The following is a 23,207-nucleotide window of genomic DNA, read 5'->3' as shown; positions in this document are numbered from 1 at the left end:
CAGGCGCGATTCAGGTTTGAATTCCGCGCCTGATGTTGAACGCCTAATCGGCGCTGGTCGTCCACCGAGCGTGGGCGACGATCAGGGTGGTGGCCAGCAGGGCGAGCCACCAGCCCTGCCCTTGGATGCCGGTGTGATCGAGCATCCAGCCGCTGATGATGGGGCCGAGTGCCCCGCCCAGTGTGTACGACGCGATCATGGCCGAGGTGCCCGCCAGGGCAGATGAGTCGGCAAAGTCGTGTGCCACGCGGATCATGCTGAGGGTGTAGAGCGCCCCGCCGACCGCGCCCCAGGTGGCTGCGCAAAACCAGATCAGCCAAGGCGCGTGTGACGCCTCGATGAAGGCCACGCCGCTGGCCAGTAGCAACAGGCCGCCCATGACAAACAGGCGCCGTGCCGGCCAGTGATCGGCCAGCCACCCCACAGGGTATTGCAGCAGGAAGCTGCCGAGGCCGAAGGCGCCCGCGATGGAGGTGGCCTTGGCCAGGTTCAGCCCGATTTGCGAGCCGTAGGCGGTGGTGATGGAGCCCAGCCCGACTTCAAACACCCCGCCCACCACCGCGGCCCAGCCCAGTGCGGGGCGAAAGCGCCAGGCTGACCACAGGCTCATGGGCACGTGGTCGTCGTGGGTGGCGCGCAGGTGCTGGATGTCGGACGACGCGGTGAGGGCGACGCCCACGGCCAGCCCCAATGCAGACAGGGCGGTGGCGGTGAGCGGGGTGAGGCTGAGTGCGGCCGGCAGCAGTGGGCCCAAGGCCATGGCGCCGCCCAGCGAGGTTTGATACAGGCCTGTGAGGCGCCCTCGATGGCTGGGTGGCACGTTGTGGGCAATCAGGGCTTCGGTGGCATTCCAGGCGGCGGCCGCGCCCACGCCGGCCATCAGGCCCAGCACACACCAGACTCGGTAGTCGTCGGTGGTCAGGTAGCCCAGGCACGCAACGAGTTCGAGCGTCAGGCCCAGCCGGTAGGCCTGCCCCACCCCGATGCGGTCAAACAGGCGAGGCACGGCCGGCACCAGCAGCACGATGCTGATGAAGGGCAGCATGGCGATCAGGCCGATGGCGGTGGCGCTGGCGCCGCTGGTTTGCAGACGAACCGCCAGTACCGGGTTGAGCAGGCTGTAACTGAGCACGACCAGGGTGGTGCCCAACATGACCCGCCACAGCCCGGGTGGCAATTTCAGCGAGGGTGCGCGGTTCAGCTCAGCCATCCGCGGCGGTGGAAGTACCACATGGGTACCAAGGCGCTGGCAATCATCAGGGCCACGGTGTAGGGGTAGCTCCACGCGCCCAGGAATTCCATTTCCGGGAACTTCAGGTTCATGCCGTACACGCTGGCCACCAGGGTGGGCGGCAGCAAGGCCACCGACGCCACCGAGAAGATCTTGATGATCTTGTTCTGGTTGATGTTGATGAAACCGACGGTGGCATCCATCAGGAAGTTGATTTTGTCGAAGAGGAAGGCCGTGTGGCTGTCGAGCGAGTCGATGTCGCGCAGAATCTGGCGCGCCTCTTCGTGCTGGTCGGCGTTGAGCATGCGGGCGCGCATCATGAAGCTGACGGCGCGGCGCGTGTCCATCACGTTGCGGCGAATGCGGCCGTTCAAGTCTTCCTGGCGGGCGATGGCAGCCAGTGCCTCGGCGGCAGCGGCATCGTTCACTTCCGATTTCAGCACGCGGTGGCTGACCTTTTCGAGGTCGTCGTAGATGCCTTCGAGTGTGTCGGCGGAGTACTCGGCATCGGCGTCGTACAGCTTGAGCAACACGTCTTTTGCGTCTTCGATCAGGGCGGGAATGCGGCGTGCGCGCATGCGCAGCAGGCGAAACACCGGCAGGTCTTCCCGGTGAATCGAGAACAGGACGTTGTCGTGCAGGATGAAGGCCACGCGAACGTTGCGAGGCGTTTCGTCATCGTCGATCAAGAAGTCAGAACGGATGTGAATCGAGCCGTCTTCTTCATAGAAGCGGGCGGATTCTTCCAAGTCGTCGTCAATGATGTCGCCGGGAATGACGAGCCCGAACTTGACGGCGATCCAGCCTTTTTCTTCGGGTGTGGGGTCTTCGAGGTCGACCCACACTGGACGAGCCGGGGTCAGCTCGTCAAGGCTGTCGATTTCTTCCTGGAAAAGCCGGCCATTGGCCAGCGTGAAGACGTTGAGCATGGGTACTCCAGCGTCAGAAAACGCGTGCGATCAAAAAGGGGTTGTGTTGTGTGTGCCGCCCCCTCCTGTCGCAACACCAGCACGGCGGCACCTGAAAAAGGTGGCCAGCGCAGGTGGCTGGAGTGGGCGGTCACCTAGGGGGAAGGTCCAAGGTGATGGCTCCAATGGCGAGCCCAGTCGGCTCAGCCCGTATTATTGCCTGATCATGGCCCTTCCGCTGTCTCGAATCGATCTGAATCTGTTCCGCGTCATGGACGCGGTGTTTGTGCACGGCGGTATCTCAGGGGCGGCGCGGCATCTGCACCTGAGCCAGCCCGCCGTCAGCCACGCGCTGGCGCGTTTGCGCGAGGCTCTGGGTGACCCGCTGTTCGTGCGGCAAGGCAACCGCATGCTGCCGACCGAGTTGACGCGGCGGGTGATGGCCGATGTGCAGGCCCACTTGCGTGGCTTGCAGTCGGTGCTGGAGCAGGCCGAGGTGTTTGACCCGGGTACCTTGGAGATGACCTTGCGCATTGGCCTGCGCGATGTGCTGGAGGCCATCACCCTGCCCCCGTTGATTCGCTTTCTGGCCGAGGCGGCCCCGGGCGTGGTGTTGAGCAGCCAGCGGGTGGCGCGCGAGTCGATGGAGCGCGCCCTGAGCGGGGGCGAAGTGGACCTGACCCTGGAGCGACAGCTGCGTGTGGGGCCGCGCATTCGCGGCGAAAAGCTGGCCAACGAAGCGTTGACGGTGGTCATGCGCGAGGGCCATCCCCTCGTACAAGAGGCTATCGATGTAAGTGATTACTTTCAGTGCAGGCATGTTCTGGTATCGAATCAGCAAGATTTGCAAGACCCGCTGCAGGCCGCCTGGACTCATCTGGGTCTGGGTGAGCGGCAGGTGATGTTGCGCTGCCAGCACTATTTCGCGGCCTGCCAGGTGGTGGCGCAGACCGATGCCCTGCTGACCATGCCGCGGACCTACGCGGAGCAATTGGCCTCGGTGTTGCCGGTGGTGTGTCGTGACCTGCCGGTGTCGGTGGCGCCTTTGTCGATCTGGATGTACTGGCATGCCGACCGCGATGGCGACCCGGCGCACCAGTGGTTGCGCCGCCTGGTGGGCCAGGGCGCACGCAAGGCTATGCATGAAATGAATGACTTGTGATGAAAAACCATCACTTGTAGAAAGACCTTCGGGTTGTGAAAATGCCTCCATCGCGTCATCGCAACGCCTGTTCCCTTGGAGAGCAATATGGATTTCCAGCCCAGTGACCGCGCCCGGCAGACCGCACAACGGGTGCGTGAGTTCATCAAAACCCACATTGAACCGGTGGAGAAAGAGCACTGGGAGGGCATCCTGGCGCAGCGCCATGGGGGCGACTGGACGCAATGGAAGATTCCGCCCCGCGTCGAGGCCTTGAAAGCCAAGGCCAAGGCGGAGGGCCTGTGGAACCTGTTCCTGCCCGATCCTGAACTGGGTGCGGGCCTGAGCGTGCTGGACTACGCTTTCAGCGCCGAAGAAACCGGCCGCTCGATGATGGCGCCCGAGATCTTCAACTGCAATGCGCCTGACTCCGGCAACATGGAAGTGCTGTGGAAGTACGGCAGCGACGAGCAAAAAGAGAAGTGGCTCAAGCCTTTGCTGGCCGGCGACATTCGCTCGGTGTTTTTCATGACCGAGCCCGACGTGGCTTCGTCGGACGCGACCAACATGGCCGCCACGGCCGTGATCGATGGCGACCACATCGTTTTGAACGGCAAGAAGTGGTGGTCGTCGGGTGTGGGCGATCCGCGTTGCAAGATCGGCATCTTCATGGCCTTGACGCCGGACGAGAGCAAGGACCGTCACCATCAGCATTCGATGGTGCTGGTGCCGATGGACACCCCCGGTGTGGAAATCAAGCGCATGTTGCCGGTGTTTGGCGAGTACGACGAGCCCCATGGTCACGGCGAGGTGCATTTCACCAACGTGCGAGTGCCGATTGGCAACTTCATTTCCGGCCCAGGGCGAGGGTTCGAGATTGCGCAGGGCCGATTGGGCCCAGGCCGCATTCACCACTGCATGCGCTGCATTGGGGCTGCCGAAAAGGCTCTGGAGTTGGCGATCAAGCGGGGCATTGAGCGCAAGGCCTTCCGCAAGTCGCTGATTGACTTGGGCGGCAACCGTGAGCGCATCGCCGAAGCGCGCGTGGCCATTGACCAGGCCCGTTTGCTGACCTTGCAAGCCGCCTGGAAGATCGACACCCTGGGCGTGATGTCAGCCTTGACAGACGTGTCAGCCATCAAGGTGGTTGCCCCCACCATGCTGCAAAACGTGGTGGACTTTGCCATCCAGATTCATGGTGGCATGGGCGTGTCGCATGACACCATGTTGACCGCCTTCTTCAATCAGGCGCGCAGCCTGCGTCTGGCCGACGGCCCCGATGAAGTGCACAAGGGCATGATCGCCCGTCTCGAATTGATGAAATATGGAGTGAGCAAGTGACGTCATCATCGACGCAAGGGTCCGTGCAAGACCAAGGTGGCAGCGTCCGCGCTGGAGAAGAGCTGAATGTGCCGGCGGTTGACGCGTGGCTGCACGGCCAGGTGCCCGGCCTGCAAGGGCAGCCCGAGGTGACGCAGTTTTCGGGTGGGGCCTCGAACTGGACCTACCGCTTGAAGTACGCCAATGGCGATTACATCTTGCGCCGCCCGCCCAAGGGCACCAAGGCCAAGGGTGCGCACGACATGGGGCGTGAGTTCAAGGTGCAGCAGGCCTTGAAGCCGGTCTACCCCGTGGTGCCGACCATGGTGGGCCTGTGCACGGATGAGTCCGTCACGGGCTCTGAGTTTTATGTGATGGAGCGCATCGCCGGCATCATCCCGCGCAAGAACATGCCCCGCGGTCTGAGCCTGGATGCAGCCACCACGCGCAAGCTGTGCACCAATGTGCTCGACAAGCTGATCGAGTTGCATCAGGTAGACGTGAAGGCTTCCGGGCTGGAATCCTTGGGCAAGGGCACGGGCTATTGCCAGCGCCAGATCGAGGGTTGGAGCGACCGCTTCCTCAAGGCCAAGACCTGGAACGTGTCGAGCTTTCGCTATGTGCGTGAATGGCTCAAGGCCCACACCCCGACGGATGTGGCCAATTGCGTGATCCATAACGACTGGCGCTTTGACAACGTGGTGCTGTCTGAGCAAGACCCCACGAAGGTGATTGGTGTGCTGGACTGGGAAATGGCCACGCTGGGCGACCCGCTGATGGACTTGGGTAACACCCTGGCTTATTGGGTGCAGTCCGATGACGATTTCCTGATGAAGGGTGTGCGCCGCCAGCCCACGCACCTGCCCGGCATGATGACCCGTCAGGAGGTGGTGGACTACTACCTGAGCAAGACGGGGTTCAAGGTGGACAAGGCCCAGTGGGCTTTCTACGAGGTGTACGGCCTGTTCCGCCTGGCGGTGATTGCGCAGCAGATCTATTACCGCTATCACCACAAGCAAACCCGCAACCCCGCGTTCAAGAACTTCTGGATCATGGTCAATTACCTGAACTGGCGTTGCAAGCGCGTCATCAAGCAAGCTGGGCGTTGATCGCGAAAGGTTGACATTCATGGGCGCCATCTACCTCATTCGCCATGGCCAGGCCTCGTTCGGGGCGGCCAATTACGACCAGTTGTCTGATGTCGGGCATCAGCAGGGTGCCGTGCTGGGGGGGGCGTTGATTGAGCGCGTGACCCGGGTGGATGGCGTGATCACTGGATCGCTGCAGCGTCACCAGGCCACGGCCGCATCCTGCTTGCAGGCCATGGGCTTGTTGATGTCTCCGCAAGTGCACGCAGGCTTCAACGAGTTCGACCACGAAGACGTCATAGCCTGTGCCGAACCACGCTACGCCGACAAGCTGGTGATGATGGCCGACATGGCCGCGTCAGGTAGCCCACGTCGGGCGTTTCAGCAGTTCTTCGAAAAGGCGGTTCAGCGGTGGATGAGCGGCCAGCACGATGATCAATACCGCGAGACGTGGTCGGCCTTCAAGTTGCGGTGCCACGCGGCGCTGGACGACGTCATACAGCAGTCGCAGCAACATCCGTCCAGTGGCACCACCTTGGTGTTCACTTCCGGGGGCGTGATCGCGATGGTGTGCCAGCGCTTGTTGGGCATTCCCGACGAACATGCTTTTACACTGAACTGGACTTTGGTCAACGGGGGCGTGACCAAGCTGGTGGTCGGGTCGCAGGGCCCGCGCCTGCTGTCGGTGAACGAACATGGGCACTTTGAAGGGCCGCATGCGCATTTGCTGACCTACCGTTGATCTCGACCCTTTCAGTTGAGGAGCAAGGTAATGGGTGGACAACAGACGATCAGGGCTTCGCGCAGCATGCGCGGTGGCGCAGCCAAGTGGGTACTGGGCAGCTTGGGCGCGGTAGCGCTTGTGCTGACGGTGGGGCTGGCTTCGGCCTGGGCCCCCGACAAGCCCGTTGCCGAACTGCTGGGCAAGTACGCCCCCCCGCCTTCGCAAATGGTGGCGGTAGATGGCATGACCGTGCATGTGCGCGACGAAGGCCCGCGAGATGATCCTCAGCCCATTGTGTTGCTGCATGGCACCTCGGCCAGCCTGCATACCTGGGATGGCTGGACGCAAGCTTTGCGCGATCAGCGACGGGTGATTCGGTTTGACCTGCCGGCGTTTGGTTTGACCGGCCCCTCGCCCGATCATCGCTACACCACCGAGCGCTATGTGCAGTTTGTCAAGGCGATGTACGACCACTTCGGTTTGCAGCACTCGGTCCTGGCGGGCAACTCCTTGGGGGGCGCCATTGCGTGGGAGTCTGCGCTGGCCATGCCGGGCCGGGTCGACAAGCTGATTCTGGTGGACGCAGCCGGCTATCCGATGTCGCCCAAGTCGGTCCCGATCGGGTTCAAGATTGCTCAGGTGGAAGCTTTGGCTCCCTTGATGCGCCACTTGCTGCCACGCGGCATGGTCGAATCCAGCGTGCGCAATGTCTATGGCAACCCTGACAAGGTCACGCCTGAATTGGTGGACCGTTACTACGATCTGAGTTTGCGCGAGGGCAACCGCGCTGCGTTGGGCGAACGCTTCCGCCAAACCGTGTGGGGTGCCCATGCCGATCAGATCAAGCAGATCCGTGTCCCGACCTTGATTGTGTGGGGCGACCAGGATCGCCTCATTCCACCGGAGCATGCCCAGCAGTTTCAGCGTGACATTCCCGGCAGCCAGCTGGTCATGTTTCCTGGCCTGGGCCATGTGCCGCATGAAGAAGATGCAGCCCAGACCGTGGCTGCCGTGAAATCGTTTCTAGCCCAGCACTGACAAAGGTTGAACCTCGCATGTCTCGTCCTCTTCGCAAGACCATTCTGATCACTGGAGCCAGCTCCGGCTTGGGCGAGGGCATGGCTCGCTTGTTTGCGGCCAAGGGCCGCAATCTGGCCTTGTGTGCCCGACGATTGGATCGTCTCGAGGCCCTGAAGGCCGAGCTGCTGCAGAAGCATCCCGGCATTCGGATCGAGTTGCGTGCGCTGGATGTGAACCAGCACGATCAGGTCTTTGCCGTGTTCAATGAGTTCAAGCAGGCGTTTGGCACCATCGACCGTGTCATCGTGAATGCCGGCTTGGGTAAGGGGCAGCCGATTGGCAAGGGTCGCTTTGATGCGAATCTGCAGACGGCGCAGACCAACTTCATTGCCGCGTTGGCTCAGTGCGAAGCTGCCGTGGGCATTTTCCGAGAGCAGAAGGCAGGGCATCTGGTCACCATCTCGTCAATGAGTGCGATGCGGGGGCTGCCACGCAACCTGACGACCTATGCCGCCACCAAGGCGGGTTTGGCCGCGCTGACCGAAGGCATTCGCGCCGAGTTGTTGAAAACGCCGATCAAGGTGACGACGATTTTCCCCGGCTACATTGAAACCGAACTCAGCGGCAAGTCAGCCGGCAAGACGCCGATGATGGTCGATGGTGAGTCGGGTAGCCGTGCCTTGGTGGCCGCCATTGAGCGCGAGCCTGCCACTGCTTGCGTGCCGGCCTGGCCTTGGACATTGATGGGTTGGATCATGCGCAACGCGCCTTTGAGTGTCGTGGCTCGGATGAGCTGATCCGCGTGCGCCTGAGTGGTGCCTGCCAGCCGCCCGATTCCTGCGCATAAGTGCGCATTTCGACGCTGGCCTAGGGTTTCAATTGCTTGCCGCAGCCGCACGGGCGCGCAAAAATGAAACCATTGAATTCGGACACTTGGGGCTGATGACATGGCTGCGGTCTTGTTGGCGCATGAAGATGCAGGGCTTCGACGGGACCTGACTGACGCCATCGAGAAGCAAGGCGTGCGCGTGCAGCCGGTCGTTGGGGCGCGAGAGGCTTTGGAGGCCGCCCTGGCGGGGGTGTATGACCTGATCGTGGTGTCACGCCAACAAAGTCGTCTCGATGGGCGCCCTCTGTCGGAATGGCTGCTGGCTGCGGCCAGCCAGGCTCGGGTCGTCACGGTGCACGTGTCATCGGTGACCGATACAGATCGTGATGCCACGTTCTCCGCCGATGACGGCACGGTCTGTTGGTCTGGGGCCGATTCGGTGTCCGCCTTGCTGGCCCATCTGTCGGCCGCTGAAAGCAAGCCCTGGGGCGATTTGACGTTTGCCTCACTGGCTGGGTTTGGGCGCTTGCAGGCTCGCTATCGCGACGGCTTGAGTGCTCGTTTGCTGGGGTTGCGTGCGGCCGCGCAGGCACAAGACTGGCCCGCCCTGCGACATCAGGCCCATGCCATCAAGGGCTCGGCCAGTTGTTATGAGTTGCCGGCGTTGTCGGTGGCCGCAGCGCGGCTCGAGCAGGCCCTGACGGACGGGGAGACCGCTCGGGCTGCGTTGGCCTTGCAGCAGTTGGCCGACTTGATGGAGGCGGCGATGACGTCCCACTCAAGCGCGTCTCAGGAGAGTTGCCATGAATGATGCCGTTTCAGGGGATATCCTGATCGTTGACGATGTAGGCAGCAGTCGTGAGTTGCTGGCCGGCGTCTTGCGTGAGGTTTGTGTTTTGCCGATTCGCATGGCCCGCAACGGGCAAGAGACGATCCAGGCGGTTCAAGCACGTGTGCCTGCGGTCGTTTTTCTCGACATTGACCTGCCCGATGTGAATGGACTGGAGTTGCTGCGTCGCATCCATGCCCAGGATGAGCGCATCTTTGTGATCATGGTCTCCGGGGTGGGAACCCCTGCGAACGTCAAGACCTCGCGCGAGCATGGCGCTGCGGCGTTCATTCTCAAGCCTTTCAGGCCTCAACGCGTGGTTGAAGCCTTGATGGCCTATCAGCGTCATCGGGGCGACACGGTGCTCAGGCAGCAGCCGGCCTGAGGCCTTCAGCGCTTGAGGGCTCAGGCTTCGCTGTCGAAGTAGTAGGTGATGCGCTTGCGGGGCGCCAGGTAGTGATGGGCTTCGGCGCTGAGTTGCTGGGGGCGCAGCGTCTTGGTCACCGACACCTCGGCTTCTTGTTCGAGATCGACCAGAATGGCTTCCTCTCGGGGTATCGCCGGGTCATGGATGAGCACCGTCGGGCGCAGCGGCTTGGTGGTGTTGACCGATACCACCATGCCTGTGGCCCCATTGCTCAGGACCACCAGGGTGCCCGGTGGGTAGACCCCCATGCATCGGACAAACGTGCTCAGACACAGGGCGTCGAACTGGCTGCGCTGCTGGGCAAAGAGCGTGGACAAGGCCTCATGCGGTGTCAGCGCATGCTGGGGGTCAGGATGGTTGCACAAATCATCGTAGGCATTGACCAAGGCCAGGATGCGCGACATCAGCGGCATGTGTGCAGCTTTGACATGCGCCGGAAAGCCTGTGCCGTCGACCCGTTCATGGTGTTGGGCAATGGCCTGCAAGACCTCGGCAGGCAGCCCCAGTTTCTTTCCTATCTGGACCCCATATTCGACGTGCTGCTGCCACAAGGCCAACTCAGCCTTGTTCAGTGACCCCACGCTCTTGACTAGGCGTGCCGGAATTTCCAGCTCGCCGATGTCATGAAACAGCGCAGACAAGCCCACCGCCTTGACGGTGCTGGTGTCTTGCTTCAACTCCTTGGCCAGCATCATCGACAGCAAGGACACATTCAGACCGTGGTGATACAGGTCTTCCCCGCCGATCTTGTCGGCCATCAACTGGATGGACACGTCGGCATCTACCAGCATGGAGGCCGCCATGTCATCGACGAGTGCCTGTGCACTGGTGCGAACCTCGTCGGGGCGGGCAAAGACATTCTGATTGATCGACTTGACCGTGTGGGCGGCCGAAACCAGCGCCTTCTGGCAGGCCGCCGCTTTGGCTCGCTGTTGTGCCAAGCGGGCCATGCGCTCACGCTTGGCCTGGAAAACCGGGTCGCTTTCTCTCGGGGGGGGCGTTTGCAGCGAGGGGGAAGTTACCTGTTGCTTGGGCGGTGGCGCCAGGGGCGGGCCATCGCTCTTGTCGGGGCTGTAGCGAATCTGGCGCAGCCCCAGCGACTGGATCGTCGCGATCTGCTCCAGCGACTTGATCTTGAAGCTCGAAAACGTGAAGGGGTGTTCCGTCCACGACAAGTCGAGGTGGATGTACAGCCCGATGCACAGTTGCTCGGGCGACACATGAGGGTCAGACTTCGTATCAGGGGCAGACATGATGCGACATCAGGTGAGCTGTCGGTGAACCACTTCCAGCAGTTGTCCCGGGCTGAAGGGTTTGGTCAGGTAATCATCGGCCCCCGCCCTCTTGCCTTGCAAGCGATCCTGGTCCTGACCCTTGGCGCTGAGGATGATGACCTTGATTGCGGCGGTGTTTGCGTCGGCCTTCAACTGCCGGCATACCTCAATGCCATCGAGCGAGCCCGGCATCATCACGTCCAGCAGCACGAGATCGGGCCTCAGTGCGCGAGCCATGGCCAGCCCCTCAGTCCCTTCCGGGGCCTGATGGATTTCGTAGGCGTCCAATTCGAGTGTCATGGCGATGAGTTCGCGGATATCAGCCTGATCCTCCACGATCAAGATGCGCTTCATGACGGCTCCAGTTTGGCAATGGTTCAATCAAGATCATGCCGCGAGGGGCGCGCCAGTGGAAGCGGAAGAAGCAAGCGGAATCCAGTCATATTGCCTATTCTCTGATCGGGCAAACCCGAGGGACGGGCGGCGAGCAACTGATTGGTACCATGTACGCCATGCGAAGGTCTGTCTGCTCGTGCCTGCTGCGCTTGAACCGCATCGTTGACGTGCCGCTGGCGCCATGGGCGTCGAGGGCTGCGCCATGCTGAGTTGGCGAGATCCGCGCGTAGCCAGTTGGCGCTGGCCGGCCATCATTTTTTTGCTGGGTCTGACCCTGGCATGGTTGGCAGCGTGGGGCTTCTGGCGCAACGAACAGGCGGTCGCACGCATTCAGTTCGATCGCGCGGCCAATCAAGTCGAAGCCGCCATCCAAGCGCGGTTTGACCGAGCCCAGCAAGCCTTTCATGGCCTGCGCAGCGCGATGACGATGCTGGACCGCGAGCTGACCCCAGCCGAATTTCGCGACTGGATGACCGCGCGCTTCCAGTTTCGAGAGTTGAGTGGCATTCGGGGTGTTGGCTTCATCAAGCGTGTGGACCGCAAGGAATTGCCGCAGTGGCTGGCGCAACAACGGGCCATGGGCATCCCGGAATTCACGGTCAAGACCAGTGGCAACGCGCCTGATCTGTATGTGATTTGCCGCATCGAACCGTTGGAGAACAACTTGCCCGCCTGGGGTTTCGATGTGGGCTCGGAGGCGAATCGGCGGCAAGCGGCAGAAGAGGCCGTGCGCACGGGCCGTGTCACCCTGACCAAACGAATCGTGCTGGTGCAAGACGGCAAGCGCCGCCCCGGTTTTCTGTTTTATCTGCCCCTGTATCGCAAGGGGGCCGTGCTCGAGACCGAAGTCGATCGACGCGCCAACCTGGTGGGGCTGATCTACGCGCCGATTGTGGTTGAAGAGGTTCTGCAGGGCATGGGGCCGGAGCTACAGGGGGTGCTCGATTTCGGGGTTTATGACTCGCCCGAGGTCAGCGAGCAGTCGCGGCTGGCCGGTGCCTTGGTGGAGTCGGCCAGCTTCGGCGAGCGCGCCTTTATGCGTCACATCCCCCTGGTCATTGGAGGTCAGCCGCTGACGCTGGCGGTGGCCACCAACCCGGCTTTTGACCAGGCCTACCAGCGCTCGGGGCCGGCCTGGGTGGGGGTGTTGGGTTCGATTCTGAGTGTCGCCCTGGCCCTGAGCATGTGGCTGCTGCAATCGGGCCGCGCCCGAGCCGAGGCCATGGCCGAAGCCATGACCCATGACTTGAAACAGGCCAAACGGGCTGCCGAGTCGGCTTTGCGAGAGCAGGCTGCCATCCTCGCCACGCTGGAGCGTTTCTCGATTGTGTGTGTGACCTCGGCCGATGGGCAGATCCGGCAGGTGAACGATTTGTTCTGCCAGCTCAGCGGCTATGAGCGAAACGAATTGGTCGGACAGAACCCTCGCGTACTGTCGTCGGGCAAGCACGACGAGGTGTTCTGGGTGGATGTGTGGCGCACCCTGCTGCATGGCTCGCCGTGGATCGGGGCCATTTGCAATCGCACCCGGTCGGGCCAGCTGTACTGGGTTCAGACGGTCATCGCGCCCATGACGGGGGCCGATGGCCGGGTCGAGAAATACATCTCGTTCGGTTACGACATCACGGCCTCACGCAACATTCAAGATGAGATGGCGGCCAGTGCCGAGCGCTACAACCTGGCCATCGATGGCGGCAACGATGGCTTGTGGGACTGGATGAACGTCCATTCGCATGAGGAGTGGTGGTCGCCGCAGTTTTTCCGCCTGCTGGGGTATGAGCCCAATGAAATCGCAGCCGATCTGGTGACCTTTGATCAGATGTTGCACCCGGATCACCAGCAAGCCACGTTTGCGGCGATGGAGGCGGCGCTGCGCGATTTCAAACCCTTTGATGTGGAGTACCAGCTCAGGACCAAGTCCGGTCGCTATCGCTGGTTCCGTAGCCGTGCCAAGGTGTTTTTCGATGAGTTCGGACAACCGACCCGCATGGCGGGGTCGATTCAGGACATCCACGATCGCAAGGTGGCACAGGCCCAGGTTCAGGAGCACATCGAACGGATGTCGGCGATTTTCTCTTTGTCGCCCGATGGGTTCGTGTCGTTTGACGGTCGGGGCCGGGTCAGTTATGTCAGCCCGGCTTTCACGCCATTGACTGGCGTGCAGGAGGCGCTGGTGCTGGGCTTGGACGAGGCGGGGTTCAACCTGGTTCTGTTCGGGCAGGCCGAAGGGGGGCAGGCGGTGTCGTCGGTCGACGACGTGCGCAACCACGCCGGGCGCGTGGTGCTCGAGATGAAGCCGCCGGCGCGCCGCATGCTGGAGTTGCGCTTGAGTCGAGGTCAGGGCGAGGCAGTTGCCCAGGTGCTGGCGCTGCGCGACGTCACCCACGAGACCGAAGTCGACCAGATGAAGAGCGCCTTTCTGTCGATGGCGGCGCACGAGCTTCGCACCCCGATGTCGAGCATCTATGGCTTCACGGAGTTGCTGCTCACGCGCGAGTTGAGCCCAGACAAGCAGAAAGATTTGCTGCGCCGCATCTATCGGCAAAGTGAGGCGATGGTCGCCATCATCAATGAGCTGCTGGATCTGGCTCGAATTGAAGCCCGGCAGGGCAAGGACTTTGCCTTCCAGGCGCATGACCTGGCCGAATTGGTGGCCGGAGTCATTCAGGACTTCAAGACCCCGGACGGACGCCAGGCCCCCGTGGTCGCCTGGCCTGCGGAGCCGCCCCAGGTGTGGGTGGACCGCAAGAAGATGCAGCAGGCCCTGCTCAACATCCTGTCGAACGCCTACAAGTACTCGCCCCAGGGGGGCTTGGTGGAAGTCGGGTTTGACTTCCGCACGCACGATGGCCGTTTGCAGTGCGGGGTTTCGGTTCGCGACCACGGCATCGGCTTGAGCCCCGAGCAGCTGGCCCGCGTGGGCGAACGGTTCTACCGTGTCGATCGATCGGGCACCATTCCTGGCACGGGCCTGGGCATCTCCATCGTCAAGGAAATCCTCGAGCGCATGGGGGGGCAACTGGATCTCAGCAGCGAGCTGGGCCAAGGCACCTGTGCCACCTTGTGGGTGCCTCAGCTTGACCTCAGCAAGCTGGAGGCCGCCGCGCACACCTTGTCAGGCGATCTTTGACCTGACCGGGTTCGCTGCGGGTGTGGCGCTGTTGGGTACATAGGCACCGCAGCCCAGGCAGGTGTCTTCGTCAATCGCGGCCATGAAGGCCACCTTGCGCTGGCCTGACGGGTTGTCCGGGCTGATGGGGGTGGCGTACTCCACCCACCCCTGTCCCCGAGCCATGACCTCGTGCACGTGGTTGAGCAGATCATGGGCCATGTCGGGCGGAATGTCCGGGATATCGTCGATGTGACGTCCCACCCACTCCGGGTGCTGTCCCATGACCAGGAAGGTGCCGTCGCGGTGCAGGGCAAACAGGTGCAGGTCGCGGTCAACGAAGGCGCCGTGGGCATCATTGAAGTCTTGTGCCGCACGTGCCCAGCCGCGTTCGGCCACATGGGCCAGGGCCTTCTGCACCAGTGCATGGGCTTCGTCGGCACTGCCTTGTCGCAGCTGAATGTGGGCCACGGAGCGTCGCAACGCTTCGGCTTGCGTGACCAAGGTGCGAGACGAGTGACCGGACCGGTCGACCAGGCTGGCATTCAGGTGGGTGAGATCGTCCAGGCCACCGACCGAGGCCGTCACCGCTTGCAGGCCCAGGCTTTGTTCTTCACTCGCTGACGCGATCGATCGCAGGCGGCTGGACACATCGTTGACGCCTCGCACCACCGAGTTCAAGGTCTGGCTGACGCCGGAGACCCGCTCGACCGAGACTTCGACCAGGTCGGTGGTGCTCTCGATCACGTCGTGCACTTCAGACGCGGCTTCGGCGCAGCGCTGCGCCAACTGACGCACCTCGGCGGCCACCACGGCAAAGCCCTTGCCGCTTTCGCCTGCGCGTGCGGCTTCCACTGCGGCGTTCAGCGCCAGCAGATTGGTTTCGAACGCGATGTCGTTGATCACATTGTTGATCTCGCCGATGCGGCGGGCACTTTCTTGCAGCGAGTGAATGCTGTTGACGGTTTCATCCATCGCGGCGGCGCCTGCTTCGGCCTGGTGGCGCAGGTTCATCGTCATCTGGTCCAGTGCCACAGCCGCCTCGGCATTGCTGGACACGGCCGCGCTGAGGGCTTCGACGGTGCTGACCGACTGGCGCAGATTGGCGGCCTGCTCCTCGGTATGACGAGACAGCGCTTGTCCATCTTCCGAAACCGACAGCCCGGACTGGCCGACGCGAACAGCACTGCTGCGCACATCGGCCACCAAGGTGGACAGACGCTCGCTCATCGCATCGATGCTGTGGCCCAGTTGGACGAATTCGTCTCGGCCGTTCATGGTGGTGCGCACCGACAGGTTGCCGCGAGTGACCGCGGCCACCGACTCGTGCACCTGAGCCAGGTTGTGAAAGAAGTCTTCGTAAAAGCAGCTACTCAAGTAGGCCACCAGCAAGAGGCCGGCCAGGCAGACGCCGAGCTTGGCCAGCAAACCCAGCCACAGCGCATGCAAGCGTTGGTCGAAGCGCTGATGCAGTTCGGCCAGGGTGTTTTTCTGCATGCGGCTGAGTGCACCGAGGGCATCGTCGCCCGCACTCATGACGCTGGCGGGCGTCAGGCTGGCATCGCCGTTGGCGAGCAAACGTTGGCTCAGAGTCAAGAAGGCTTCGCTGGCCTTGCGGGTGCTGTCCCAGGTGGCCGGCGCCTCTGAGCCGGCTCGTTCTACGGCGTGAATGCGGTCCTGAACCTCATGCAGGCTGGCGAAGCCACGCATGATGTTGAGTTTGAGAATGGCATTGTGTTCAGCCTGTGCGCGCTGTTCCCGGGCCACGTCTGCGGCAGACAGGCGCGTTTGCGCCATCGCCTCTGACCAGACGGGCAGATGTTCGACCAGCAGGTCCACCAGAAAGTGGGTCACCGATTCGGCGTCGAACAGCAGACCTGAGTCTTCGCTGCTGGCCTGCAGCATGTGCCCGGTGCCCTCGATGAGGTCGCCGTAGAGTGTGGCTGTGGCCTCAGGCGACTCTGGCAGGGCTCCGCTGACTGTTTCCTGAAAGCGACCGTTGTAGGGCTTGAGCAGTTGTTGCACGCGCGTGGCATCCTGCTGAGCCAGCAAGGCATCGAGCTGTTCGAGGGCACCTTTCAGGCTCTGGCGCGTGGTATCGCGCTCAGCGCCCAGCTGGGCGGCGCCAGACTGTGCCTGGAGTGTCAGTGCGCGACCACGCTGCAAGGCCTGCATGACCTCGTTGAGCTGACCGATCACGCTCAAGCTGCTTTGTGCGCGTCGTGCGGCCTGGATGTCTTGAAGGCCCTGGTAGAGCAGCCCGACGCTCAGCAAGAGCAGCGGCACGAGCAAAACGGAGGCCATCAAGGCCATCTTCTGAGGGATGCGGAACAGGCGCATCAGGCGCAGGCCAGGTTCGCGGAATGCAATCATGGTTGAGACTCCCGAATCAGCCGAAGACAAAGTGTCGAACCGAGCGCTTGAGGCTGTCGCCTTGCGACTTCAGGGCCCCCGAGGCACTCGACAGTTGATCAACCAGGCGGGCATTGCCGTCAGCCGAGTTCTCGACGTCGCGGGTGATGCCGAGTACCTCCTGGGACTCCGTCACGCCGGTGTGAGTCAGTCGCACGATGTCGGCCATGATCTGATCGACCGCGGCAATGGCTTGCCCGGTGTGTTCAACCGCCTCACTGGCACGTGCCGTCATCAGCGTGCCCTCCTCAATTTCATTGATCGAGGAGTTGACAATGGTGTGAATCTTGCGGGCCGCGTCTTCGCTGCGACGCGCCAGGGCACGCACTTCCTGCGCGACGATGGCAAAGCCCTTGCCCGCGACACCGGCCCGAGCCGCTTCGACCGAGGCGTTGAGCGACAGCAGTTTGGTCTGATAAGCCACGGTTTCGACCAGTTCGACAACCTGGGCGATCTCGCGGCTCTTGCCCTGCAGGGCGCTCATGCTGTCACGCAGACCGGACATGGCCTTCTGGCTGCGTTGGGCGTCGGCACGCATGGCGCGAACATGGTCGGCTGCGGTCGATACCTTGGTGCCGCATTCATCCATGGCGCCGGAAAAGATACGGGCTTTTTCGCTGACGTGGTGAATGGCCTCGCGCATGTCGCCGGTTCGGCTTGACAGGCCGGAGTTGCCTGTGGCCACTTCCTTGGACGCTTGTGAAACGGCAGCCACCCCTTGGGTGACGGCTTCCAGCAGGCGCGCAAAGCGCTGAGCCGACAGCCCCAGCGCACTGAGAGACTGGCCGATCTCGTCTCGCCCCCAGCCCTGGCTCGCGATGGCGAGCTTGCCTTGTCCGAGGCTGTCGAGGTTGCGATGCAAGGATCGCAGTCCACCATTGAGGACGCGGAAGGCGCACAGCATCAGGTAGGTGGTCAAGGCAAACAGCACGATCACGACGCCCGCATCACGCAGCAGGTCGTGGATCAGGGCCTCGCGCTGGGCCTGGATGCGCTCCGACAGTGCCTCATGCCCTGCTTTGAGCAAGGCAAAGTCCTGGCTCAAGGCAGCCTGACCATGCGCCAGGAACACCGAGGCAGGTACGGAGGCCATGGCGAGACCATCCGGGTCGGCTCCGGTGCCGGCGCTGCGGGCCACAGCGGAGGCTGTCTGAATGAACTGATGCACGCTGTCATGGACTTGCTCAGCCAGGGCGCGGCTCAGCGCGTTGTCGGCCACAGCCATGTCGACATGGGGCTGAGCTTGCTCGAAAAGCAAGCGCGCTTCGATGACCTTGGCCCCATAGGTCTGCACGAATTCGGACGACTGCTTGCCTGCATAAAGCTGCAGACCCATGCGCTGGATGTCTCTCAGCACGGTCTGCGCATGGGCCAGCTTGTCGATGATGCCCAGACGCAGTTCGCGGTTGATGGGGTCGGCGTCGATCCCGTGGCTCCAGGTGGCGCCGACCGCCAGCCGCATGGCCTGGAGCTGGTGGCGGTAGGCGGTCAGGGCCTCGACGCGGGGTGACGCCGTGCCCGGGGTGCTGGCCGCCTCGTTCAGGCGATTCAGGAAGGCACTGCGCGTGTCGGTCAGGCCCGCGGCAGCGCGCTTGGTGGGACCGGGAGCGTCGGGCCCCTCGGTCAGGCGCATCAACTGCGCGTAGGAGGCAGACTCTTTGGCCAGGATGGGCTCAAGCGGCGGCACCGGGCGGCCCAAGGGCTCGTTGAGCAAGGCTTCCGACAGATCGCCCAGACTCCAACCCAATTTGCCCATTTCAATCGTCTGTGCCAGGCCCGCCTGGGCGATCTGCATGTGGCGCCACGTGTGCCAGCGCTCACGGATCGACTCCTGCAGGGGCAAACCGAGTACGACCAGGCCCAGCCCCAGGCAGATGGCTGCCTTGGTCTTCAGATCGTGGTTGCGCATCAGCTTCACGCCAGGGGTCCACACACCATGGTGACGGGTGTACTCGCGCAGCCAGCGAATGGGTTCGATGGCACGCCGGCGGCGTGCGGAGGGGCGAGCGTCCTGTGAGGGATGGGACATGACGGCGGTCCTTACATTGCGCAAAGCCCTGCGCAAAAGGGAGACGTGACAAGCGGCCACCCGAGCGTGGTTCCGCATGGAAAGCCATTGTCAAAACGGACAGAGCAGTTTTATCTGACAAGAAAGCAGCCAAAACCCCGGTTGATTCCGGGCTTGTCGACGTGTCGCTCATTTCAAACTGTGAACTCGCCGTTCCTGGACGGCTCAGATACCCATTGAGGGAGTGCACACGGATGTCTGCCATCTCATCGTTTGCCACCACCGCAGCTGCCCGCCACAGCGGGGGCAGCGCTGTGTCTGGCTCTGCCGAGTCAGGCTCGCGTCAGGCACTTGATTGGACTTACCTGGTGCTCGGCGTGGTGGCGGTGCTGGGCGCGGTCGGGGCCGATCGGCTGGCGGGCACGACTGCCGTTGCCGTGGTCTTGCTGGGCGTGGTGCTGGTTTCTGCGTTGCTGGGCCTGGGCTGGATTCAAGGCCTGTTTGCCACCGTCTCAGAGGAGCCTCTGGCCCTTGACCAGGCTGCCCGGACCTCTGTGGGCGGGGCCTGCGATGAACTTCAAAAGCAGGTGCAGCCCGTCTGGAAGCGCCAGATCGAAGCGGCTCGAACCTATTCAGAGACCAGCATGGCCAATTTGCTGGAAAGCTTCGCCACCATCTCGGCGCAGATTGATGAAACGCTGGGCCTCAATGGCGGCAGCGTGCTCGATGTGGGCTTGCCTGAGGAGGTGATCGAGCGCCATCAGGATCAGCTCGATCGCTTGACCAGCACCACCCGCCTGGCCGTGCAACTCAAGGATGAGATGCTGGAGACCGTCAACTGGTTGCACGCCACCTTGTCGGACATGCAGGCCTTGAGCAAGGAAGTCCAAGCCGTCAGTCGGGCCACGCACCTGCTGGCGCTCAATGCTTCTGTCGAGGCCACTCGCGCGGGTGAATCGGGCGGGGGCTTTGCCGTGGTGGCGGCTGAGGTGCGTGCCTTGGCTGGTCAATCGCGTCAGGTGGGTATACAGATCGGGCGCCATGTGGCACAAATGCAGGAGCGCATTGCTGAAACCCGCTCGCGTGTGCGGCGCCATGACACCGATGAAGACGAGTTGCAATTGCAGGCCAAGCTCAATGCCCATGCCGTGCTGTCTGCCTTGTTGGGCAGTGTGGCCGAGGCCACTCGTGCTTCGCGGGCCTTGCGCGACTCCAGTCGCATGGTGCAAGACGAGCTGGAAAAGATTTCCGTTAGTTTGCAGTCGCAGGATCGACTCAGTCAGATGCTCACCTCGGTGAGTGACGACATTCAACGCATGGTGTTGTGGATGAACGGCGCAGACGATGCGGCCGCCGCGCACCCCCATCAGTGGTTGGGACGGCTGGAAGCCTCCTACACGATGGAAGAGATGAAGGCCAGCCACCACAACCTGGTGGCCGTGGAAAAAACTTCGGGCGTGCAGTTCTTTTGATTCAGGCAAAGAAGGATCTGAAAAATGAGCAAAGTGATCATGGTTGTTGACGACTCCACCAGCTTTCGCACGGTGGTGAAGTTGGCCCTGCAGAAAGCGGGCTATGTGGTGCAAGAGGCCGGTGACGGGCAGGAGGCCATTGACAAGCTGCCCACCGTCAAGCCCAGTTTGATCGTGTGCGACGTGAACATGCCCCGCCTCGACGGGTTGAGCTTCGCCCGCCATGTGCGCAATCACCCGGTGCACAAGTTCACCCCCATCATCATGCTGACCACGGAATCGCAAGAGTCCAAGAAGGAAGAAGGCAAGGCGGCAGGCGTGCGTGCCTGGATCACCAAACCCTTCCAGCCTTCGCAACTGGTCGACGCTGTCAAGCGCCTTTGCCCTTGATTTCAGGGAGTCAGGCATGAGCACTTTTACCCTGCCGGCCGAACTGACGATCGCCTATGCCGCCCAGACTCGGGAAGCCCTGCTGCAGGCCTTGGCCGACGGGTGTAACGAGTTTGATGCCCAAAAGGTGGAATCGATCGACACCTCGGGCGTGCAACTGCTTCTGGCTTTGCAGCGCAGCCTGCAGGCCAACCAAATGGCGCTGACCTTGTCGGCGCCTTCGGTCGTTGTGCTGGATGCCTTGCGCCTGTACGGGCTGGGTGATCTCCTGAACCCTAGCCATTGAGCACCCCATGAACTCAGACGACGAAATCCTGGCGGCGGCCCGAGAGGGCTTTCTCGACGAAGCCAAGGACATGCTGCGGCAATTTGAAGAGGCCCTGCTGGCGATGGAGCAGGACCCGCAGGATGCCGAGGCAGTCAACAGCGCATTCCGTGCCGCCCACACCATCAAGGGCACGGCGGGGCTATTCGGCTTCGAGTCGGTGGTGGCTTTCACGCACGAGGTCGAGTCGGTACTTGAGTCGATGCGCAGCGGCCAGTTGCCCCTGAGCGATGCCGGCATGGCCTTGCTGCTGCAAGGGCGAGATCAGATGGAGCGTCTGCTGGCAGAAATCGGGCAAGACAGCCTGAGCCCGGATGTGGCCGATCTGAGTGAGAGTCTCGGGGCCCAGTTGCGGGCCTTGCGCTCAGCGCCAGCCGATGGGGCGGGGAGCACACCGAAAGCGTCTTCCCGACTTGCCTCCGTTGCCCAGGACAGTGAGGCGCCGGCCGCAAGCGATCCGGAGGCGGCGGCGTCGACCTGGCATATCTCCATTCGCATGGGGGCCGATGCCTTGCGACACGGGCTGGACCCGATGTCGTTCATTCGCTATCTCGACTCCATTGGCCAGGTCAGCGGCATCCGCATGATGCATGAAGCCGTGCCCGATTTGCTGGGCATGGATGCCGAGACCTGCTATGCCGGATTTGAAATTCGGCTCGACACGCAGGCCGAGCGCAAGACGATCGAAGAGGTGTTCGAGTTCCTGGCCGAGGATGCCGACATCGTCTACCTGCCACCGCAAGCCAAGCAGGACGACTACCGGGCGCTTTTGCTCAAGCGAGCCACCGACGACCCGGCACGTGAGCGCCTGATCGCCCATTGGCAGGTGCTGGCTGGTCCGGATGCCCCTCCCTTCATCGAGCGGCGAGCCGAGCGCAACGACACGGACCGCCGTGTCAATGAACCCGAGCGCCGAACCGGTTCCCGCGATCGTCGAGCCGGTGACGATGCCCGCTTCATCCGCGTTCGTGCAGACAAGCTGGACAAGCTCATTGACCTGATTGGCGAGTTGGTGATTGCCAGCTCCGGCGCCCAGCTTGTGGCCCAGCAAGAGCAATCGCCCTCGTTCATCGAGGCGGCCATGCGCATTCATGATCTGGTGCAAGAAGCCCGTGATGGTGCGCTGGGCTTGCGCATGGTGCCCATCGGTGAAACCTTTGCCCGCTTCCACCGCGTGGTGCGCGATGTCAGCAAGCAGTTGGGTAAAGAGGTGGAGCTGCACATCACCGGGGGCGACACCGAACTCGATAAATCGATGGTCGAAACCATTGCCGACCCCCTGATGCACCTGGTGCGCAACAGCCTGGACCACGGCATCGAATCGTCGGACGACCGGGTGCTGGCCGGCAAGTCGCCTGTGGGGCAGTTGGCGCTGCACGCGTACCACGAGTCGGGCGCCATCGTCATCGAAGTGAGCGACGATGGCAAAGGCCTCAACCGCGAGCGTATTCTGGCCAAGGCCATTGAACGCAACCTCGTGTCGCCGGGCTTGGACCTGAGCGACGAAGAAATCTACCAGCTCATTTTCCTGCCGGGCTTTTCGACTGCCGAACAGGTCACCAACCTGTCGGGCCGGGGCGTGGGCATGGATGTGGTCAAGCGCAATGTGGAAACCTTGCGTGGCCAGATCAAGGTGGCCAGCCAGCCTGGCTTGGGTGCCACCATTCAGATTCGCTTACCCCTGACGCTGGCCATCATCGATGGCTTCCTGACCAATGTGGGCGGGGTCAGCTATGTGCTGCCGCTGGAGTTGGTGGCCGAATGCCTGGAAGTGCCACCTGAATACGTGGGCGATCCCACCAAGGTTTCGGGGCATTTCGATTTGCGCGGCGAAGTGGTGCCCTACCTTGATCTGGGCCTGTTTTATCGCCATCAGCCACCCAAGACCGGACGTCGCAGCCTGATCCTGGTTCGCGATGGCATGAACCGGGTCGGCCTGATCGTGGACCGTTTGCTGGGGGAACACCAGACGGTGATCAAGCCGCTGGGGCAAGTCTTCCAGCAGATTCGCGGCTTGGCCGGCTCCACCATTCTGGGAAGCGGTGAGGTGGCGCTGATTCTGGATGTGCCTGCTTTGCTGGAACTGGCGACCAACCGACTGGGCGTTCGCCAGTCATTGCCCTGACTTCTGTTGTAACCCGACGCTGTTGACCTACCGATTCACCTATTGACTGTCTCAAGGAGCCTGATCATGGCCCGCAATTCAAAAGATTCCTCTCACGGTGTGTTTGCCTTGGCCGCCCCATTGCTGCGGCCCCTCAAGCTCAGCGGCAAGCTGGGCTTGATTGGTGGCCTCCTCATCGT

Annotated in this window: 19 protein-coding genes; 13 read left to right on the top strand and 6 right to left on the bottom strand. The window is 62.5% G+C overall.

Translation table 11 applies throughout. The features are described 5' to 3' along the window. Positions 1 to 43: 43 nt before the first annotated feature. Entirely contained in the window at positions 44 to 1,210 is a 1,167-nt protein-coding gene (locus VFW72_RS04585; RefSeq protein ID WP_329673095.1) for an MFS transporter, read from the bottom strand. Continuing rightward, the gene (gene corA / locus VFW72_RS04580; RefSeq protein ID WP_329673094.1) at positions 1,198 to 2,160 is read right to left on the bottom strand and encodes a magnesium/cobalt transporter CorA; all 963 of its coding nucleotides are present in this window, start codon (positions 2,158 to 2,160) and stop codon (positions 1,198 to 1,200) included. Before corA ends, VFW72_RS04585 begins: the two co-directional genes overlap by 13 nt. A 205-nt stretch (positions 2,161 to 2,365) precedes the next feature. Here corA and VFW72_RS04575 point away from each other — a divergent pair, with 205 nt between their 5' ends. The 8 genes from VFW72_RS04575 to VFW72_RS04540 all read left to right on the top strand — a co-directional run bounded on the left by VFW72_RS04575 (position 2,366) and on the right by VFW72_RS04540 (position 9,475). Then, positions 2,366 to 3,301: a LysR family transcriptional regulator gene (locus VFW72_RS04575; protein ID WP_329673093.1), complete on the top strand. Its 936-nt coding sequence runs from the start codon at positions 2,366 to 2,368 to the stop codon at positions 3,299 to 3,301. Between the two features lie 87 nt (positions 3,302 to 3,388). After that, the gene (locus tag VFW72_RS04570; RefSeq protein WP_329673092.1) at positions 3,389 to 4,621 is read left to right on the top strand and encodes an acyl-CoA dehydrogenase family protein; all 1,233 of its coding nucleotides are present in this window, start codon (positions 3,389 to 3,391) and stop codon (positions 4,619 to 4,621) included. Next, positions 4,618 to 5,709 carry a phosphotransferase family protein gene (locus tag VFW72_RS04565; RefSeq protein WP_329673091.1) on the top strand — a complete coding sequence of 364 codons (1,092 nt, stop codon included), beginning with the start codon at positions 4,618 to 4,620 and terminating at the stop codon, positions 5,707 to 5,709. The genes VFW72_RS04570 and VFW72_RS04565 overlap by 4 nt, the downstream gene beginning before the upstream one ends. Positions 5,710 to 5,728: 19 nt before the next feature. Then, a complete protein-coding gene (locus VFW72_RS04560) occupies positions 5,729 to 6,430 on the top strand; it encodes a histidine phosphatase family protein (RefSeq protein ID WP_329673090.1) in 702 nt (233 codons plus the stop codon). A gap of 30 nt (positions 6,431 to 6,460) precedes the next feature. Further along, entirely contained in the window at positions 6,461 to 7,450 is a 990-nt protein-coding gene (locus tag VFW72_RS04555) for an alpha/beta hydrolase (protein WP_329673089.1), read from the top strand. Positions 7,451 to 7,467: 17 nt separating this feature from the next. After that, on the top strand, positions 7,468 to 8,229 hold the full coding sequence (locus tag VFW72_RS04550) for an SDR family oxidoreductase (RefSeq protein WP_329673088.1): 762 nt from the start codon (positions 7,468 to 7,470) through the stop codon (positions 8,227 to 8,229). A gap of 150 nt (positions 8,230 to 8,379) precedes the next feature. Further along, positions 8,380 to 9,072, top strand: a complete 693-nt coding sequence (locus tag VFW72_RS04545; protein WP_329673087.1) for an Hpt domain-containing protein — start codon at positions 8,380 to 8,382, stop codon at positions 9,070 to 9,072. Then, on the top strand, positions 9,065 to 9,475 hold the full coding sequence (locus VFW72_RS04540; protein WP_329673086.1) for a response regulator: 411 nt from the start codon (positions 9,065 to 9,067) through the stop codon (positions 9,473 to 9,475). The genes VFW72_RS04545 and VFW72_RS04540 overlap by 8 nt, the downstream gene beginning before the upstream one ends. Positions 9,476 to 9,495: 20 nt before the next feature. Here the strand turns inward: VFW72_RS04540 and VFW72_RS04535 are convergent, their stop codons facing one another. Beyond that, entirely contained in the window at positions 9,496 to 10,770 is a 1,275-nt protein-coding gene (locus VFW72_RS04535) for an HD-GYP domain-containing protein (protein WP_329673085.1), read from the bottom strand. A 9-nt stretch (positions 10,771 to 10,779) separates the two neighbouring features. After that, positions 10,780 to 11,145 carry a response regulator gene (locus VFW72_RS04530; protein ID WP_329673084.1) on the bottom strand — a complete coding sequence of 122 codons (366 nt, stop codon included), beginning with the start codon at positions 11,143 to 11,145 and terminating at the stop codon, positions 10,780 to 10,782. 244 nt (positions 11,146 to 11,389) lie between these two features. Between VFW72_RS04530 and VFW72_RS04525 the strand changes: the two genes are divergently transcribed. Beyond that, the gene (locus VFW72_RS04525; protein ID WP_329673083.1) at positions 11,390 to 14,317 is read left to right on the top strand and encodes a CHASE domain-containing protein; all 2,928 of its coding nucleotides are present in this window, start codon (positions 11,390 to 11,392) and stop codon (positions 14,315 to 14,317) included. Here the strand turns inward: VFW72_RS04525 and VFW72_RS04520 are convergent. Together VFW72_RS04520 and VFW72_RS04515 are read right to left on the bottom strand one after the other, a co-directional pair. Continuing rightward, positions 14,303 to 16,669 (bottom strand): methyl-accepting chemotaxis protein, encoded by a 2,367-nt coding sequence (locus VFW72_RS04520; RefSeq protein WP_329673082.1) that lies wholly within the window; start codon positions 16,667 to 16,669, stop codon positions 14,303 to 14,305. The two genes, VFW72_RS04525 and VFW72_RS04520, sit on opposite strands and share 15 nt — an antisense overlap. 16 nt (positions 16,670 to 16,685) lie before the next feature. Continuing rightward, the gene (locus tag VFW72_RS04515; protein WP_329673081.1) at positions 16,686 to 18,737 is read right to left on the bottom strand and encodes a methyl-accepting chemotaxis protein; all 2,052 of its coding nucleotides are present in this window, start codon (positions 18,735 to 18,737) and stop codon (positions 16,686 to 16,688) included. A gap of 233 nt (positions 18,738 to 18,970) precedes the next feature. On the opposite strand from VFW72_RS04515, the gene VFW72_RS04510 reads away from it, so the two are divergent. From VFW72_RS04510 to VFW72_RS04495, 4 genes are read left to right on the top strand one after another with little or no spacing between them, the layout of a single operon-like run. After that, on the top strand, positions 18,971 to 20,188 hold the full coding sequence (locus tag VFW72_RS04510; protein ID WP_329673080.1) for a methyl-accepting chemotaxis protein: 1,218 nt from the start codon (positions 18,971 to 18,973) through the stop codon (positions 20,186 to 20,188). 24 nt (positions 20,189 to 20,212) lie between these two features. Beyond that, complete coding sequence (locus VFW72_RS04505) at positions 20,213 to 20,578, top strand: response regulator (RefSeq protein ID WP_329673079.1); 366 nt, start codon at positions 20,213 to 20,215, stop codon at positions 20,576 to 20,578. Between the two features lie 16 nt (positions 20,579 to 20,594). Continuing rightward, positions 20,595 to 20,864 (top strand): STAS domain-containing protein, encoded by a 270-nt coding sequence (locus tag VFW72_RS04500; RefSeq protein WP_329673078.1) that lies wholly within the window; start codon positions 20,595 to 20,597, stop codon positions 20,862 to 20,864. A gap of 7 nt (positions 20,865 to 20,871) precedes the next feature. Further along, on the top strand, positions 20,872 to 23,028 hold the full coding sequence (locus VFW72_RS04495) for a chemotaxis protein CheA (protein ID WP_329673077.1): 2,157 nt from the start codon (positions 20,872 to 20,874) through the stop codon (positions 23,026 to 23,028). Positions 23,029 to 23,207 lie beyond the last annotated feature (179 nt).

Origin of the sequence: Aquabacterium sp., from assembly GCF_036273115.1 — a bacterium.
Taxonomy (GTDB): Bacteria; Pseudomonadota; Gammaproteobacteria; order Burkholderiales; family Burkholderiaceae_C; genus Aquabacterium.
This window is presented reverse-complemented; position numbering and strand designations above follow the sequence as displayed.

What these genes read in the sequence shown, in the direction of transcription:
- VFW72_RS04550 (WP_329673088.1), top strand. Translation starts at nt 7,468, where the DNA reads ATGTCTCGTCCTCTTCGCAAGACCATTCTGATCACTGGAGCCAGCTCC.
- VFW72_RS04500 (WP_329673078.1), top strand. Translation starts at nt 20,595, where the DNA reads ATGAGCACTTTTACCCTGCCGGCCGAACTGACGATCGCCTATGCCGCC.
- VFW72_RS04540 (WP_329673086.1), top strand. Translation starts at nt 9,065, where the DNA reads ATGAATGATGCCGTTTCAGGGGATATCCTGATCGTTGACGATGTAGGC.
- VFW72_RS04545 (WP_329673087.1), top strand. Translation starts at nt 8,380, where the DNA reads ATGGCTGCGGTCTTGTTGGCGCATGAAGATGCAGGGCTTCGACGGGAC.
- VFW72_RS04530 (WP_329673084.1), bottom strand. Translation starts at nt 11,145, where the DNA reads ATGAAGCGCATCTTGATCGTGGAGGATCAGGCTGATATCCGCGAACTC.
- corA (WP_329673094.1), bottom strand. Translation starts at nt 2,160, where the DNA reads ATGCTCAACGTCTTCACGCTGGCCAATGGCCGGCTTTTCCAGGAAGAA.
- VFW72_RS04575 (WP_329673093.1), top strand. Translation starts at nt 2,366, where the DNA reads ATGGCCCTTCCGCTGTCTCGAATCGATCTGAATCTGTTCCGCGTCATG.
- VFW72_RS04515 (WP_329673081.1), bottom strand. Translation starts at nt 18,737, where the DNA reads ATGTCCCATCCCTCACAGGACGCTCGCCCCTCCGCACGCCGCCGGCGT.
- VFW72_RS04535 (WP_329673085.1), bottom strand. Translation starts at nt 10,770, where the DNA reads ATGTCTGCCCCTGATACGAAGTCTGACCCTCATGTGTCGCCCGAGCAA.
- VFW72_RS04560 (WP_329673090.1), top strand. Translation starts at nt 5,729, where the DNA reads ATGGGCGCCATCTACCTCATTCGCCATGGCCAGGCCTCGTTCGGGGCG.
- VFW72_RS04505 (WP_329673079.1), top strand. Translation starts at nt 20,213, where the DNA reads ATGAGCAAAGTGATCATGGTTGTTGACGACTCCACCAGCTTTCGCACG.
- VFW72_RS04570 (WP_329673092.1), top strand. Translation starts at nt 3,389, where the DNA reads ATGGATTTCCAGCCCAGTGACCGCGCCCGGCAGACCGCACAACGGGTG.
- VFW72_RS04510 (WP_329673080.1), top strand. Translation starts at nt 18,971, where the DNA reads ATGTCTGCCATCTCATCGTTTGCCACCACCGCAGCTGCCCGCCACAGC.
- VFW72_RS04555 (WP_329673089.1), top strand. Translation starts at nt 6,461, where the DNA reads ATGGGTGGACAACAGACGATCAGGGCTTCGCGCAGCATGCGCGGTGGC.
- VFW72_RS04525 (WP_329673083.1), top strand. Translation starts at nt 11,390, where the DNA reads ATGCTGAGTTGGCGAGATCCGCGCGTAGCCAGTTGGCGCTGGCCGGCC.
- VFW72_RS04585 (WP_329673095.1), bottom strand. Translation starts at nt 1,210, where the DNA reads ATGGCTGAGCTGAACCGCGCACCCTCGCTGAAATTGCCACCCGGGCTG.
- VFW72_RS04495 (WP_329673077.1), top strand. Translation starts at nt 20,872, where the DNA reads ATGAACTCAGACGACGAAATCCTGGCGGCGGCCCGAGAGGGCTTTCTC.
- VFW72_RS04520 (WP_329673082.1), bottom strand. Translation starts at nt 16,669, where the DNA reads ATGATTGCATTCCGCGAACCTGGCCTGCGCCTGATGCGCCTGTTCCGC.